This window comes from Acidiplasma sp. MBA-1 (genome assembly GCF_000949015.1).
GTDB classification, from domain to species: Archaea; Thermoplasmatota; Thermoplasmata; order Thermoplasmatales; family Thermoplasmataceae; genus Acidiplasma; species Acidiplasma aeolicum.
Genome location: NZ_JYHS01000005.1, coordinates 48,076 through 63,374, shown reverse-complemented (window position 1 = coordinate 63,374; position 15,299 = coordinate 48,076). Strand labels below are relative to the sequence as shown.

Below are 15,299 nucleotides of genomic sequence, written 5' to 3'. Positions count from 1 at the left end.
AAATTAATAAAATTCCTGAAGATCCTCCTCGCTTAATTTATATGGGTCTGTATTTTTCAGTGAGATTTTTGATATAACCTCATCTGCATCCTCATATGTTGGTTTATCAACCTCATAGAATATGCCAGTGGGTATTGCATGATTATCTCCCCACTCAGAGGCAAGCTTATAGGCCTGATAGAAATCAGTTTTATCATTGTTTTCAAGTTTATAAACAGCCTTTCTATAGAATTCATACCCATTAAATTTATTATATGTGGTGCATGGGCTCAGCACATCTATAAAGGAAAATCCCCTGTGCTTAATTGCCTCCCTTGTTATTTCTGTAAGCCCCTTTATATCCCCAGAAAAACCACGGGCAACGAATGATGCACCTGCGGTTAGTGCATAATGGAGCGGATTAAATGGTGGTTCTATATTTCCATCAGGTGTATCCTTTGTTACTATGCCAATGGGTGTCGTTGGTGATGCCTGACCTGTGGTAAGCCCAAAGACCTGGTTATCTGAGACCATGTATGTTATATCAACATTTCTTTTGGCAAAATGGTAGAAATGCTGGGTACCCTCAAAAAATCCATCCCCATCGCCGCCATAGGCTATTACCTTTAAATCCGGGTTTGCCCATTTAATGCCTGCGGCAACAGGCACAAGCCTGCCATGAAGCCCATGATATCCATATGTGTTTATAAATTCAGGCATGTTGCTTGAACATCCAATTCCTGAGGTAATCACCACATTTTCAGGGCTTATATTTAGCTGCACAAGCGCCTCTGTTATTGCCCTTAATTGTGAGAAATTACCACACCCTGGGCACCAGTCCGGCCTTACCTTGCCCTTGTAATTATCCATTGTTATCATTTATTTATCACCCCCTATTTTTACATTTTCATACTGAATGTTTAGCATCTGCCTTACCCTTGCCTTTAATTCATCCGGGTAAAATGCCTCACCGTCATATTTTCCTATGAACTCAGTTTTTACCAAAAATTCTGATTTTATTAACCTGTTTAGCTGGCCGGAGAAGTTATTTTCCACAACAATTATCCTATTTCTGTTTTTAAGGTGCCCTGCTATATCTGGATTAAGTGGGTATACATGATTTATTTCAAGGGCTCCAATGCTAAATCCCTCATCAATTAAATCATCAACTATTTCCTCAACAACACCCTTTGTTGATCCCCACTGGATAATTAGGTTTTCTGCGCCATCCGCCCTATATGCATTTGTTGGTGGCATATTCTTTTTATATGTTTCAAGCTTTCTCATTCTCTTCTCCATGCTTAATGACCTTATTTTTGGGTCAGTGATCTCATCACTTACAACATTGCCGTATTCATCATGTTCATCTGAATCCTCATTGTGCATTAATCCCTTCTGACCTGGTATTGCCCTTTTTGAAATTCCAGATTCTGTAAATTCATATCTCTTAAAATTAGGGTCATTATCCTGCGCTATTAATCCGTGTTCCATTTTATATGTTAAATCTATGTTATTTAATGTTTCAACATGCTCTGCAAGGTAAAGATCTGACATGATAAAAACAGGGAGCTGGTATTCTGCTGCAAGATTAAATGCCTCCTTTGCAAGGTCAAATGCCTCTGTAACATTTCCAGGTGCAAGCACAATTCTTGGAAAATCCCCCTGGCCTGCACCAAGAATCTGGTTTAAATCCCCCTGCTCGGTTTTTGTTGGAAGTCCTGTTGATGGCCCCGGCCTCTGTGCCTCATAAATTACAAGAGGCACCTCTGTCATTCCTGCCAAACCAACTGCCTCAGACATAAGTGCAAAGCCACCGCCTGATGTACCTGTCATGGCCCTGACACCTGCATAGTTGGCACCTATGGCTGCGTTTATGGCCGATATTTCATCCTCTGTTACCTTTACAAACAGATTATATTTTTTTGCATGGTTTGCAAAGAAATGCAGTGCGGATGATGCGGGTGTCATTGGATATGCAAAATACATTTGCATTCCGGCATTAACTGCTCCAAGACCCACTGCCTCACCACCGGATGCGATGTAAAGCTTCCGGTTGACTGGATGCAGTTTTTTAAAAATTCCATATGTTTTTAGATAATAATCATAGCCATCCTTCGCGGCGGAAACATTTAATTCTGCGACTTTTCCCTTCTTACCAAAAACTTCCTGAATCACGCCGGAAAATGTATCAAAGCCCAGGCCAAGGGCAGCCATTGTGGCTCCGAGTGCCACGGTATTTTTTAGCAGTGAGTTTTTATCATATTTTAATGCTATATCCCTTAAAGGTATGGGGCAGTATTTAATGTTTTGATATTTTTTATAATTTGTTATCATTTCGTCATCAAAAATTGCTATTCCTGAAAGGGGTGATGCGCCACCCTCATTTATGCCCGGATTTGTATGCCTGTTAAGTGCATCCTCATTTAGGGCTATTAAAATATCTAGGCCGGAACCCTGATTTTTAACAACATTCTCTGATGCCCTTACCTGGTACCAGCTTTCTCCACCCCTGATTAAACTCTGATAATAGTTATATGTTGAAATATATAGACCGTTTCTGGATAAAGATTTTGCCAGTATCAAACCTGCAGACTGAACACCGTCACCTGCAGCACCTCCTATTCTAATTACAGTACTTTCCATAATTATATACCTTCATTGTTTATTTAAACTTTGTGATTATACTGTAAATATTTATAAATAATTGCATCATTTTTTGGAATATATAATAAAATTCTTACTTAATATATTATAATAATTGGGGATATATATGATTATCATATATATTTTTTAAAGAAAACTTTAATATCATACTATAAAATAAGATGGTATTTTATGAAATTTCAAATTTATTTTTTTAACTAACTTCCAGAAAGTCTGTGAATAAAAATAAAAAAATTTTTAATAAACCTATTTTTTTAAAAAAATAAAATACAAAAAAATATCAAAAACTTTGCTTCCAGATAAAAATATTAATATAGTTCTATTAATTTATTTTAAGCTTCCATCTCTGTTGCCAGCTTTTCAAGTTTTTTGTTTTTTCTTATCATGAACGTAAGGGCTATTGCGATTATGACCATAAAGGTATCAAATAAATAGGAAATTTTCCAGTTTATGGCCGCAGCAATATCAAGCATAATTGTGGGACCAAAGGCCAGTGCAAGTGCTATGAAACTGAACTGAATCCCTAGAACCCTACCAAGAACAGCCTTTCCAAAGTAATCTGCTGTGTATGAGAAAAATGGCGGGAAATATAGCAGTATTGAAAAAAATCCTATTGCAGTTACCGGCAGTAATATATACGGTGATATACCGGGATTAACAAATATTAATGGAACTGTGGCAATGGTGCTTACAACCACACCGATTTTCATAATTAGCAATTTTGGATACTTTAGTGTTAAAAGTCCGGAAACTATGGCACCAAGAAAGCCGGCAAAATAGGTAATTGTTGTGTAAAGCCCAAGAATGCTGTTTGAGTATAATAGATAATCTGAAAAGTATGTAGGAAGCACCTCGGAATAACTTGCCCAGACAAGATTCATTATGCCTATTCCTATTATTAATCCAAGACTGTCCCTGCTGCTAAATATATATTTAAATGCATCTGATATTTTAACTGAATTTGAACTTTTAATATTTTTGTTTATTTTATCCAATGATTTATGGGATTTATACGCTTCCTCAAGTTCCCCTTCCTTTATAATTCCTGATGATAATTCATCAGAATATATTATTTTTAATTCATCCATTGTTATAAATCTTGATTCCTCTGGCCTGTCATAAACAAATAAGACCCATACTATTAAAAGGGGAATTGAAAATACCGCAAAAAGCAGAAAAACCTCATGGAAATTTCCGTGGAAAAATAAAAGGAGTGGTATGGCCACTGCAGGGGCTAAAAATGTGAAAAATGGTGATGCTGAATTTGTGATTCCAGCCCCAAGCCCCCTCTCGTGTTTTCCAAACCAGTTTCCTGTTAATTTATAAACAACAGTGTTGGTGAATGATTCAAAGATTCCGAATATTATAATTGCAGCTGCAAGCTGGGAAAAATTCCTGGAAAGACCAACACCAATGGTTACAACAGTGAATGCAATCAATGGAAATAATCCGCCGTATCTGGCACCGATCTTATCAACTATGATCCCACCAAATAATCCCATGATTATCCCAGGCCCGCCTGAGAATATACCGAGCAGGAGTGCCTCCTGTTCAAGGCTTAAATTTAATTCCTTTCTTATTGTCGGCATTAAAACTGCAGTTTTAATCAGCTCAAAAAGCAGAAAACCAAAAAGCAAAAATGTCAGTATATCAATTATCCATCTCTGGCCTTTCATTTAAGCATATAAACCATGTGAATAAAAATATTGTTATTAAGAAATTAAAATAATGACAAAATAATTATAAGTAGTTTAATTATATGATTCAATGAATAATAAAATTGGCGGCGGTATAAACTTCATATTAAGGAAACCGGTAATAATTTTATACGCTGTCGCATCAATATTTACAATATTATTTTCATATTATTCAATTTTAAAAGCCTATAATTTTCAGGCCTATGCATGGGACCTTGGTCTTTACTCACAGGTATTTTATTCTGTTCTTAAGGGTAAATTCTTTTATACATCACTTCTGGGCTCAAGTTACCTTGCGGAGCATTTTTCACCATTTATATTCCTAATAGAAATACCATTTTATTTTTTTCCATCAGAATACACACTTTTAATAATTCAATCAATATTTCTTAGCTTTTCAATTATTCCCCTTTATTATATAACAGATGAAATTTTAACCCGGCTTGAGAATGGTTCAAAGAATAAAAGAATAAAGTGCAGCACACTTAAATTTATTTCATTTATAATGCCCGTTGCATTTATATTGTCTCCGCTTACAGAGAGCCCTGTATACTTTGATTTTCATCTTATGGTATTTATTCCATTCTTCTATTTTATGGCACTTTATTACCTTTTAAAGGCCAAAAGAATACTATATTACATATTTCTCGCCCTGATAATATCCCTGCATTCAAATTTTATTTTCATAGCAATGATGATTATACTTATGGAAATTATTTTAAATAAAAGGGGAATAGTTACCAGGCCCAGGAAACTTAGCAATGGCATGTATTTTGGCATATCATTTGCAGTACTATTTTCCTATTATATACTAGCCGGATTCCTGAAATCCTATATTGGGCATATACCTGAGGCAACATACCTTATTATAGGCGGTTCAGGCAGCGTTTCAAGGAGCCTAACCGGATTTTTAACAGTGCTGTTTTATAATCCAGAAAAAATAATATCAGTTCTTGTTGCGAATTATGATATAAAAATACTGTTTCTTATACTGGGATTCGTGGCAGTTGATTTTCTTTTTATAGAATATCCAGCAGGGCTGCTACCCGCACTTCCATATTTTGCATATGCAATGCTTTCAACATATATACCATATTATTTCATAGGCTTTCAGTATTCAATGATGTTTATACCATTTGTTTTTATTGCCGGTATTTTTGGAATATATGTAATATTAGAAAAAATTGATATTTCCCCAAACTTTAAAAAAATTAAAAAATATTTTAAGAATTCAATGCTGGTAATAGTATTATTTAGCATAATTGGATTTGCCATACTGAGCCCGCTGTCACCAGCATCCATGGAGCCCGCAAACATTGGTTATTTCAGTGGAAATAATAAAAACATCAATGTGGCCAAAATAAATTTTATGCATGAAATAAAGGGCATAATTAATAATAATTCATCATTAATAACAGGAAATAATATCTTCCCTGAATTTTACAAAAATTACAATGCAACCGCATTCCCTGATGCAACAATTTCCGAAAAGGTTCCATACTATAAATACCTTATAGCAGATTTCTCGGATTCCCAGACATATGTAAAAAATTCACAGAATATAAGCCTTGCTGAACTGGCACAGGAATACATATCAAGTGGCTTATATGGGATACTGGCAGAGGGTTACGGCATTATGGTTTTGAAATTAAATTATACTGGAAGTCCGGAATTATATGTTCCATCAAACAATAATTACAGTTATAATTATTTTCAGACAGTTAATGGCATCTCGGAGGGGCCTTTTATAAATAAAAATACATCATATTTTGGTAAGCTTGATGAGAATGCATTAAACATCTATGATTCAAATAAAACATATCTTCTTCCGGGAAATTATAGCATTACATTTATATTAAACAGCACAGTGGAGAAAAACACGACATTTATAATAAAATTTAACTCCGGGAAATGCGTTGTTTTAAACAAAACAGTAAATAATGATTTAAACCGGGATTATATAACATTTTCAATAAATGTTAAAAATTTTTACAGCAATGTTATTTATATTGCATACCTTAAAAATCAGGATGTAAATATTAAAAATATAAAAATAACACAGCTAAACGCCTAAAATTATTATAATGTATATTCATCACCGGGGTTAAGTATAACAACCTTTGTGTATTTATCAGAAAGTTCCTTGAATTTTTTTGGGTCAGCATCTATTGCAGGAAATGTACCGTAATGCATTGGGAATGTAATTTTTGCACCAATGAGTTCTGCAGCCCTTGCCGCCTCCATCGGTCCCATGGTGTAGAATCCACCTATTGGAAGCATTGCAATATCAGGATGGTAAAATTCCCTTATGTACCTCATATCACCAAAAAAGGCAGTATCCCCTGCATGATATATTGTTACACCATTCTTTCTAATTATAAATCCGGATTCATTTCCACTGTGCACGGCATTTACCATGCCAATGGATATGTCCCCAAGATCACTTAAGGATCCCTTATTCATTCCAATAATATTTTCATCAGGGAATCCATCCCTATCGGGATACATTGTTAGTTCGTATATTCCTATAACCTTTGCATTGTTGTTCCTTGCAATTTTGAAGGCATCATTTATATGGTCGAAATGATTATGCGTAACAAGCACATATTTTACGTCCTTAATTTCATCAGCGCGCACAGGTGCCTTTGGATTCCCTGTTAAAAACGGGTCTATTATTATTCTAAGATCTCCAAAATCTATAAGCCAGCATGCATGACTTAACCATTTTATTTTTATCATAAAAACAATAATTCAAATTAATACAAAAAATTATTTATGTAATTTTACAAGTTTTAATTATGATTTACAATTAGGTCGCCAGCCCATTATTTTTGGTTTAATCTAAATTTATGCTATAAATAAGTGTTAAAAATAGCTGAATTTTTCTATTATTTAAAATAATCACTTCATATGATTTGAAATTACATAAAAAAATAAAATTAAAATGCATAAATTTTTAATATGATGTTATATTTCGTTGCAAAAAATAAATTTATATACACATCGTGTGTATGATTAACATGGCAGTTTATGGTTTAAATAAACAGAGATGGTTTCAGGTAATTTCGGCATATTCAGGATGGTTAATGGATGGCTATACAACAATTGCATATGCACTTGTTGCGGTTACAGTTTCAACTGTGTTTTTCCCAAGCACCATTGGCATATACGGGCTTATTGCCACATTTGGCGGGCTTGCCGTTGAGGAAATAGCAAGGCCTGTGGGTTCTGTGGCACTTGGAAATTTTTTGGGGGATAGAATAGGAAGAAAAAACATGTTAACAATAACAATAGTCGGTTTTTCAGTTTTTGCTGCATCAAAGGGACTCCTGCCATCTTATAAATCAATAGGCATACTTGCACCCGTTTTGCTTTATATTATTCTGTTTATAGAGGGGACATTTGCAGGGGCGGAATACGGTGGTGGCACCACGCTTTCAATGGAGGACATACCTGCAGCAAAAAGGGCACCAATAGGAGCTTTTGTTCAGAGTGGTTATGGAACTGGATTTTTTATAGTTTCCTTTGTTTTTGCAGCGCTTTCATCATATTATGGCAAAACAGAATTTGCAATAATAGGCTGGAGGGTTTTATTTTATACAACAATTATCCCTGGGATGCTAACCCTAATAATAAGGTATATAACATCTGAAACAACTGTTTTTGATGATATGAAAAAAAATAAGGAGGTTTTAAGGGAGCCGGTTGTTGGACTTTTCAAAAAGGGTGGTAAACCACTAATATTCGCACTAATTTTTACCTCCGGTCTATTATTCATAAATACCGTTACATTTTCATTTTATCCGGCCCTTTTATCAATACTTAATCCTGCAATGAGCAATACAAAGGTTGGAACATATAATGCACTGATTAATCTTGTATCATTATTTGGTGTTTGGATTGGCGGGATTACAGCGCTCTTAATAGTTGGAAGGAAAAAAAGCATACTTGTATATTCATTAATTTTCATCATTTTAACATACCCAATTGCATTCCTTGCGTTTAGGGGCGGTGCAATAAATGATTTAATAGCATTCAGTGTACAGGCCTTCTTTGAGGCAATGATATTCTCAACGCTTCCCGCATTTCTGGCAGAGTCCTTTGGCAAGCAGTTCAGGACCACAGGGGTGGGATTTGCCTACAATGGTGGTGCCGTCTTTGGTGGATTTGCAATAAGCATAGTACTCTTCTTTTCAACCTTTATGCACAGTTTATTTGCTGCATGGACACTCTGGCTATTCCTTGCTGAATTAATCATGGTTTCAGGCATGCTGCTCTCCGCAGAAACATTTAGGCATGGGGCACCTGATAGAATTGCAGACTAAAATTATGGAAATGGGCATAGATGGATTTAGCATATGCGGTTACACTGACATTAACAGGAATTCCGGAATGACAATGCTTCTGTGCGACAGGCCAAACACATCAGGAATTTTTCAATCAGGTGGTTCCCCGGCAAGCCATGAAATCTCGCTGCTTAACTCAAACCACAGGCCGGACTACTCCATTGATGGGATATTAATGACAGGCAGAAGCGTATTTGGCCTTGCACTTATATCTGAGGTATACCGTTATTTAAGGAACATTAATGCTGGTTCCAGGCTTGATGATAATTACATTCCAATTGTTCCCGCTGCAGCCATATACGACCTTGATGTCAATGGAGAAATTCCTGACCGTGAATGGATTGAAAGGGCATTTAAAACCATTGGAAAAAATATACCAGTTGGCCCATTTTGGGGAGGCACAGGTGCAACAGTGAGCAAGTACAGCAATGGAAGGCGGATTAGGTCTGGGCAGGGTTATTATGAAATTTCACTAAATAATGTCAGGGTCGGCGTCTATGTTATATTAAATAGCCTTGGCGACATTTATGACCTAAATGGCCGGAATCTAACAAATAAAAGTATTGGGTCTCTTAATAAATTAAAAGAGAAAATTATTGAAGGAACAATATGGAATGAATTTACAAGAGATTTTAAATTTAATACAACCATTTCGGCTGTTATAACAAATGCAATAATATCTCACAGTGAGGCAAATTATATAGCAGAGGCTGCAAATTTTGGTCTTGCCTCAAGAATATGGCCATACAGTACCTCACTAGATGGCGATACCGTGTTTTGTGTATCATCATGCAAATATACTGAACCAGTTGACAAAATTGCAGAAATGGCCAGAATGGCCGCAGAATTGGCTGTTCTTTCAATATTTTTTTAGGGCCTAATTGTAGATTATTAATAAGATATCATTGCATCAGAACTTTTTTAATGATATTCTGCAATGATTATATTTTGTGTTTAAATAAAAAATAATTAATACATTATTGGTTTATTATCATCATGGATGTAATGGTTTTGAATGGGGATGGCATTGGACCTGAGATTATGAACGCGGCAATTAAAATAATAAATAAACTGCATGAGAATTTTGGATTAAATATAAATCCTGTTGAATATGACATTGGTGCAGTAACACTTGATAATGGTAAATGGGACCTTGATCATATACTGGATGAGGCACGTAAGTATAAGGCAATATTAAAGGCGCCAATGGGAGATCCAAAGCTGAGGAATACTGGTGGAACAGAGAAGGCACTTGACGTTATTTTATCACTTAGATTTAACTTGGACCTGTATGCAAATGTCAGGCCGGTCAGGCTTTTACCAGGTGTTGAATCACCATTAAAGTCTTATAATAATCCGGATTCAATAAATTATACGATTATAAGGGAAAACAGCGAGGGCCTTTACTCAAGCCATTTTGGCGGCCTTGTGCTCAGGGATGAACTGGCCATAGATAACCAAACAATAACCAGAAAGGGCACTGAAAGGATATCAAGATTTGCATTTGAGCTTGCCAAAAAAACAAAGGGTTCCCCAAAAGATGGGAAAAAATCAGTTGTTTGTGTTGATAAAAGCAACGTGCTAAGATCCTTTGCGTTCTTCAGAAAGATTTTTTCTGAGGTTTCATCCAGATATGATGAAATCGTTGCGAAATATATGTATGCAGATGCCATGGCCCAGCACATGATAATAAGGCCTGATGAACTAAATGTCATTGTTACAGAGAATATGTTTGGTGATGTGCTTTCAGATCTTGGTGCGGCCACAGTTGGGGGGCTTGGATTTGCATACAGCGGTAATATATCTGATAATATGGGGATGTTCGAACCTGTCCATGGAAGTGCTCCGGATATAGCAGGAAGGAATATTGCAAATCCCACGGCCATGATTATGTCCACCTCCATGATGCTGGACTGGCTTGGATTTGGTAAATTTAGTAAGATTATTGAGGATTCACTATTCAATGCAATAAGGTCAGGTGTAAGGACACCGGATATGGGCGGCAATGCAACGACATCCTATTTTACTGAATCAATATTAAAAAATATGTAAAATTATTTATTTGGTTTAAATAAAAAACAATATATATAAATTATCATTATTTTTACAGAGGTATTTTTATGGATGATAACAAACTTTTCAGTGTAAGCGGTAATACAGCACTTGTCATCGGCGCCGCTAGCGGTATTGGCCTTGCAATATCCCGTCTTTACTCAGCTCTTGGCGGGAATGTCATGATGGCCGATTATGACATAAACAGGCTTTCTGGGGAGGCAAAAAAATTAATTGGCGAAAATAAAAAGGTTGAATTTATGCCTGTTGATATAAGGTCTGGTGAAAGCATACATGACCTTGTTGAAAGAACAGAAAAAAAATTTGGAAAAATAGATGCAGGCTTTATTACACCCGGAATAAATATAAGAAAAAAGTTCCTGGATTATGCAGACGATGAGTTTCAAACAGTTATAAACCTTAATTTAAAGGGCAATTTCATGGCCATGCGGGAGATTGCGAAATCAATGATCGGTAAAAACGTTGCGGGGAGCATTGTGGTTCTCTCATCAATAAGAAGCATTGTTGTTGAGCCCGGACAGTCAGCATACGCTGCCACCAAGGCCGGCCTTGTACAGCTTGTCAGGGGCCTCTGCTCCGAGGTTGGGAAAAATAACATAAGGGTTAATGCCATAGCACCCGGGGTTGTGGACACACCATTGACACAGCAGATAAAAAAGGATCCGGACTGGTACAGGGCGTACAGTGAGAGAAGTGCACTTAATAGATGGGCATCCGTTGATGAAATAGCAGGCCCGGCAGTGTTCCTGACCATGCCTGCAGCATCATTTATAGATGGCACGGTAATATTTGTCGATGGGGGCTGGACTGCCATAGATGGAAGATTCGAGCCAAAATTATAGGTAATAATCATGGAAGATGTAATATCAAGACTTAAAAATAATGCAGATAACATAATGGATGATGCTGTAAATTTTCTTGGGCAAATGGTTGAAATACCCACAGAAAATCCTCCGGGATCTAATTATGAGGAATTTGCAAAGCTTTTTTCAGAAAAATTGAACTCAGAGGGGTACAGTTCAAAAATTATTGAGGTCCCAGAAAACCGGCTTCCAGAGTTGTGCCAGTTTGGAACAGGCCCAAGGCCATCAGTTATTGGTCTTAAGGGAAATGGAAAACTCAAAATTACCCTGAATGGCCATTACGATGTTGTTCCTGCCGGAACAGGATGGAAAACCGATCCATTCAAGCCTTTAATAAGCAACTCATATCTTTATGGCAGGGGGTCAAGTGATATGAAAGGTGGTCTGGCAATGCAAATTTATGCCATTAAGCTCTTGGAAAATACAGTTGGGCAGATATTTGATAAAATAAGCATCATGCAAACAGCAGTGCCTGACGAGGAAACAGTTGGCAACAAAAATGCAGGAATGTATTATTTAATGGAATCCAAAATAATCTCCCGGGAAAATACAGATTTTGTTATATTTACAGAGCCACTGGGCGTGGATAACATATGCTATGGTCACCGTGGCGCAATATTTATCACAGTGAAGGTCTTTGGCAGGAAAAGCCATGGGTCAATGGCATATCTGGGCAAGGATGCAATTTCAGGTGCAGTTGATCTGATAACACTTTTAAATAAATATTCAAGGGACCTTGAGATGTCAAGAATTTCAAAATATAATATTATACCAGAGGGTTCAAAAAAACCTGGTATGGCAATTGGCTATTTAAGATGCGGTACATGGGCAAATACAATTGCAGATGAATGTGAGTTTTCAGTTTACAGAAGGTTAATACCTGAAGAAAACCTTAATGATGAAAGGGATAAATTATATGAATTGATAAAAAGCTTTGGAAGAAGCTCACGATATGACATTGAAATAAAGGAACATTATATAACTGACTCAATTCTGGAGGACAAAGATGGCAAATATTATAAACTATTTATAAAGGGTTTTGAAATGGCAAATGGAAAAAAGCCATCACTGGTACTATCACCGGGAACATTTGACATGAGGTTTACAAATCATTATGGAATTCCGTCGCTTAATTATGGCCCTGGCATACTTGAGGAATCACACATGAATGACGAGAAGATTTCCCTTGAGGATTTAAGGCAGGGCATTATAACACTGGCATCGGGAATATATTCAATGGCATACAATTATTAAAATTATTTTTAAAAAATCGTTTTATGGTAATATAAAAATTGTATAAAATAAAATTTAACCATTCCTTGATTATGATAATATCACGTTAATTACAAATATGGTTTATATGAAATAACTTCAAGTTCAATTTAATTTTAAAATAATATTTATAAAATGTTGGAATAATGTCCTATGTCTGTATTGGACCTTATTATGAGACATAATGCATACCGGAATTCTGTTATAAATATGCAGGCATCTGAAAATATGCTGAGCCCAAACGTGAAACTCGCAATGTCATCAGACCTTGGATCCAGATATTCATTGGAAATAAACGGTGATAATATATACGGTGGAACAAGATACATGGAGGAAATTTATACGGAAACCCATGAAAATATAAAAAAACTGTTTAAATCTGAATATGCCGAGGCCAGGCCACTATCAGGGCACATTGCTGCAGAAATATCTATACTTTCCATTTTAAATAAAAGAAAGATCATGGCAATACCTGAAGATAATGGCGGATATCCTGGATATTTTGGCGGAAATCTTGACCGCATACTGAACTTTAAATCTGTTCCAGTACCAATGGAGGGCTATAAAATAAATTATGATGGACTGGAAAATGTGGCATCCAGTGAAAAACCGGATGCAATTATACTGGGCCAGTCTGTTTTTATTAGGCATTATGACCTTAAAAGAATAAGAGAAATATGTGATAAATATGAAATAAAATTACTATATGATGCATCACACGTACTTGGGCTTATTGCAGGTGGCGCATTTCAGGATGATGCAATGAAATATTCAGATATTTTGTATGGTTCTACACATAAAACATTCTTTGGGCCGCAGGGTGGGATAATAATGACCAATGATAATAAATTATTTGATAAAATAGAGGAAAATTCAATTTTTAAAACATTCGATAATTTTAATTTATCAAGATTTGCCGGCCTTTCCATTGCAGTGGAAGAGATGCTTAAATTTGGTCAGGAATATGCCGGCAATGTTGTTAAAAACACCAGGAACCTGGCACACAGCATGGCAAAAAATGGAGACATGATCCAGCCCGGCACGGAGGATACAGAAACACACCAGATAATATTAAATGAAAATTATTTAAAAATCAATGGTTTTAATTTTATAACTTTTTCAGAGGAAATGGAAAAAAGCAAAATTATAATAGACAGGGTTGGCAGGGTTGGTACACAGGAAATAACAAGATATAATATAAGCTGCATGGATTTAATATCAGACATTTTTTATGGAATATCCAATAAATTAAATATGTCGAATGAAATTAACAATATAATAGATAAAATGAGTTTAAAATACTGGTGATAAAATGCAGGTTGAGGAATTAATGACAAGGGATCTTGTGACAATTGAAAAGGATGCGACAGTTTCTGAGGCAATTTCAAAAATGAATACAAATGACATCCAGCAGCTTCCAATAGTGGATAATAAAAAATATGTGGCAATGCTAACCTATAAAAATATACTTAGAAGGGGAAGCATTAAGACAAATTCCAAGGTTTATAATTTTTCAATCAATACCCCTGTTGTTGGGGAAAAGGCTGATGTAATAGAGGCTGTAAGGTTAATAAAGGAGAGCGGGCTTAATTCAATACCCGTTGTTGAAAAGGGCATTCTTAAGGGCATAATAACAAGAACAGATATTATAAAAAATCTTGAACAAATAATATCAAATGCAAAAAATATAAAAAATTTCGAAATAATGAATTCGGACGTTGTAACCGTTGAGGAAAACGAGGATATCGAGGTTGCGGCAGATAGAATAAGGCAGCTGGACGAGTATGAAATACCTGTAACAAAAAATGGAAAGCTTACCGGCATCTTAAGGGCCAGGGAAATAATCAATTACGCAGTTATGGATAAGGAAAAAATCACCTATGGTGAATACACATCGGGAAAATCAAAGGTTGAGGTTGTTGTGTCATCACTTATGGATTCACCGGTTTATGTTGATGAGGATTCAAATGTGCTTGATACTGTAAATGTACTTCTTAAAAATGGCCTTCATATAGTTCCGGTTGTGGATAAAAACATGAAGGTTACAGGGATCATAGGCATATCTGATATAATCAATATAATTGAAACCGGATCAGAGGAGGGTTTCTTTATAGAGGTTTCTGGCCTTGACCAGGATGACCGCGATCTATATGATATAACATATTTTATGGCAGACAAGTTCATTAAAAATGTGTGCAGGATAATTGGAAACACAGGTAAATTAATATTCAACATTAGGAAATACAAAACAGAGGGCAGGGGAAAATACTCTGTTAGAACAAAATTAATCACGCCAAAGATGACAATGGAAAGGGATGACGCTGACTACAATTACGGAAAATGCATAAGCAGAATTTTAAAAAATTATGAATCAACAATAAAAGAAAAATGATTTTATGGAATTT

The 15,299-nt window shown here is 35.8% G+C and carries 12 protein-coding genes; 8 read left to right on the top strand and 4 right to left on the bottom strand.

Annotated features, from left to right (window positions below):
• Nucleotides 1–3: 3 nt before the first annotated feature.
• From TZ01_RS08020 to TZ01_RS08010, 3 genes are all read right to left on the bottom strand, one after another.
• Nucleotides 4–858, bottom strand: coding sequence for a thiamine pyrophosphate-dependent enzyme (locus tag TZ01_RS08020; protein ID WP_048102326.1), 855 nt, complete (start codon nucleotides 856–858; stop codon nucleotides 4–6).
• Nucleotides 859–2,622 carry a 2-oxoacid:acceptor oxidoreductase subunit alpha gene (locus tag TZ01_RS08015; RefSeq protein ID WP_048102325.1) on the bottom strand — a complete coding sequence of 588 codons (1,764 nt, stop codon included), beginning with the start codon at nucleotides 2,620–2,622 and terminating at the stop codon, nucleotides 859–861.
• 353 nt (nucleotides 2,623–2,975) lie between these two features.
• A complete protein-coding gene (locus TZ01_RS08010; RefSeq protein ID WP_048102324.1) occupies nucleotides 2,976–4,319 on the bottom strand; it encodes an MFS transporter in 1,344 nt (447 codons plus the stop codon).
• Nucleotides 4,320–4,410: 91 nt separating this feature from the next.
• Here TZ01_RS08010 and TZ01_RS08005 point away from each other — a divergent pair, with 91 nt between their 5' ends.
• On the top strand, nucleotides 4,411–6,414 hold the full coding sequence (locus TZ01_RS08005; RefSeq protein WP_048102323.1) for a DUF2079 domain-containing protein: 2,004 nt from the start codon (nucleotides 4,411–4,413) through the stop codon (nucleotides 6,412–6,414).
• A gap of 5 nt (nucleotides 6,415–6,419) precedes the next feature.
• Here the strand turns inward: TZ01_RS08005 and TZ01_RS08000 are convergent, their stop codons facing one another.
• Complete coding sequence (locus TZ01_RS08000) at nucleotides 6,420–7,079, bottom strand: metal-dependent hydrolase (RefSeq protein ID WP_048102322.1); 660 nt, start codon at nucleotides 7,077–7,079, stop codon at nucleotides 6,420–6,422.
• 281 nt (nucleotides 7,080–7,360) lie between these two features.
• Between TZ01_RS08000 and TZ01_RS07995 the strand changes: the two genes are divergently transcribed.
• The 7 genes from TZ01_RS07995 (at nucleotide 7,361) to TZ01_RS07965 (ending at nucleotide 15,286) form a co-directional block, all read left to right on the top strand.
• Complete coding sequence (locus TZ01_RS07995; protein WP_048102321.1) at nucleotides 7,361–8,665, top strand: MFS transporter; 1,305 nt, start codon at nucleotides 7,361–7,363, stop codon at nucleotides 8,663–8,665.
• Nucleotides 8,655–9,560, top strand: coding sequence for a P1 family peptidase (locus tag TZ01_RS07990; RefSeq protein ID WP_162200882.1), 906 nt, complete (start codon nucleotides 8,655–8,657; stop codon nucleotides 9,558–9,560). The genes TZ01_RS07995 and TZ01_RS07990 overlap by 11 nt, the downstream gene beginning before the upstream one ends.
• A gap of 122 nt (nucleotides 9,561–9,682) precedes the next feature.
• Nucleotides 9,683–10,738, top strand: a complete 1,056-nt coding sequence (locus tag TZ01_RS07985; RefSeq protein ID WP_052656864.1) for an isocitrate/isopropylmalate dehydrogenase family protein — start codon at nucleotides 9,683–9,685, stop codon at nucleotides 10,736–10,738.
• 68 nt (nucleotides 10,739–10,806) lie between these two features.
• Complete coding sequence (locus tag TZ01_RS07980) at nucleotides 10,807–11,601, top strand: SDR family NAD(P)-dependent oxidoreductase (RefSeq protein WP_048102318.1); 795 nt, start codon at nucleotides 10,807–10,809, stop codon at nucleotides 11,599–11,601.
• A 9-nt stretch (nucleotides 11,602–11,610) separates the two neighbouring features.
• The gene (locus tag TZ01_RS07975) at nucleotides 11,611–12,876 is read left to right on the top strand and encodes a M20 family metallopeptidase (protein ID WP_048102317.1); all 1,266 of its coding nucleotides are present in this window, start codon (nucleotides 11,611–11,613) and stop codon (nucleotides 12,874–12,876) included.
• Between the two features lie 171 nt (nucleotides 12,877–13,047).
• Nucleotides 13,048–14,202: a DegT/DnrJ/EryC1/StrS family aminotransferase gene (locus TZ01_RS07970; protein ID WP_048102316.1), complete on the top strand. Its 1,155-nt coding sequence runs from the start codon at nucleotides 13,048–13,050 to the stop codon at nucleotides 14,200–14,202.
• A 4-nt stretch (nucleotides 14,203–14,206) separates the two neighbouring features.
• Complete coding sequence (locus TZ01_RS07965; protein ID WP_048102315.1) at nucleotides 14,207–15,286, top strand: CBS domain-containing protein; 1,080 nt, start codon at nucleotides 14,207–14,209, stop codon at nucleotides 15,284–15,286.
• The last annotated feature ends 13 nt before the right edge of the window (nucleotides 15,287–15,299 follow it).

Bases quoted from the DNA above. Each gene is read 5' to 3' on its own strand.
- TZ01_RS08020 (WP_048102326.1), bottom strand. From the start codon at position 858: ATGATAACAATGGATAATTACAAGGGCAAGGTAAGGCCGGACTGGTGC.
- TZ01_RS08015 (WP_048102325.1), bottom strand. From the start codon at position 2,622: ATGGAAAGTACTGTAATTAGAATAGGAGGTGCTGCAGGTGACGGTGTT.
- TZ01_RS08010 (WP_048102324.1), bottom strand. From the start codon at position 4,319: ATGAAAGGCCAGAGATGGATAATTGATATACTGACATTTTTGCTTTTT.
- TZ01_RS08005 (WP_048102323.1), top strand. From the start codon at position 4,411: ATGAATAATAAAATTGGCGGCGGTATAAACTTCATATTAAGGAAACCG.
- TZ01_RS08000 (WP_048102322.1), bottom strand. From the start codon at position 7,079: ATGATAAAAATAAAATGGTTAAGTCATGCATGCTGGCTTATAGATTTT.
- TZ01_RS07995 (WP_048102321.1), top strand. From the start codon at position 7,361: ATGGCAGTTTATGGTTTAAATAAACAGAGATGGTTTCAGGTAATTTCG.
- TZ01_RS07985 (WP_052656864.1), top strand. From the start codon at position 9,683: ATGGATGTAATGGTTTTGAATGGGGATGGCATTGGACCTGAGATTATG.
- TZ01_RS07980 (WP_048102318.1), top strand. From the start codon at position 10,807: ATGGATGATAACAAACTTTTCAGTGTAAGCGGTAATACAGCACTTGTC.
- TZ01_RS07975 (WP_048102317.1), top strand. From the start codon at position 11,611: ATGGAAGATGTAATATCAAGACTTAAAAATAATGCAGATAACATAATG.
- TZ01_RS07970 (WP_048102316.1), top strand. From the start codon at position 13,048: ATGTCTGTATTGGACCTTATTATGAGACATAATGCATACCGGAATTCT.
- TZ01_RS07965 (WP_048102315.1), top strand. From the start codon at position 14,207: ATGCAGGTTGAGGAATTAATGACAAGGGATCTTGTGACAATTGAAAAG.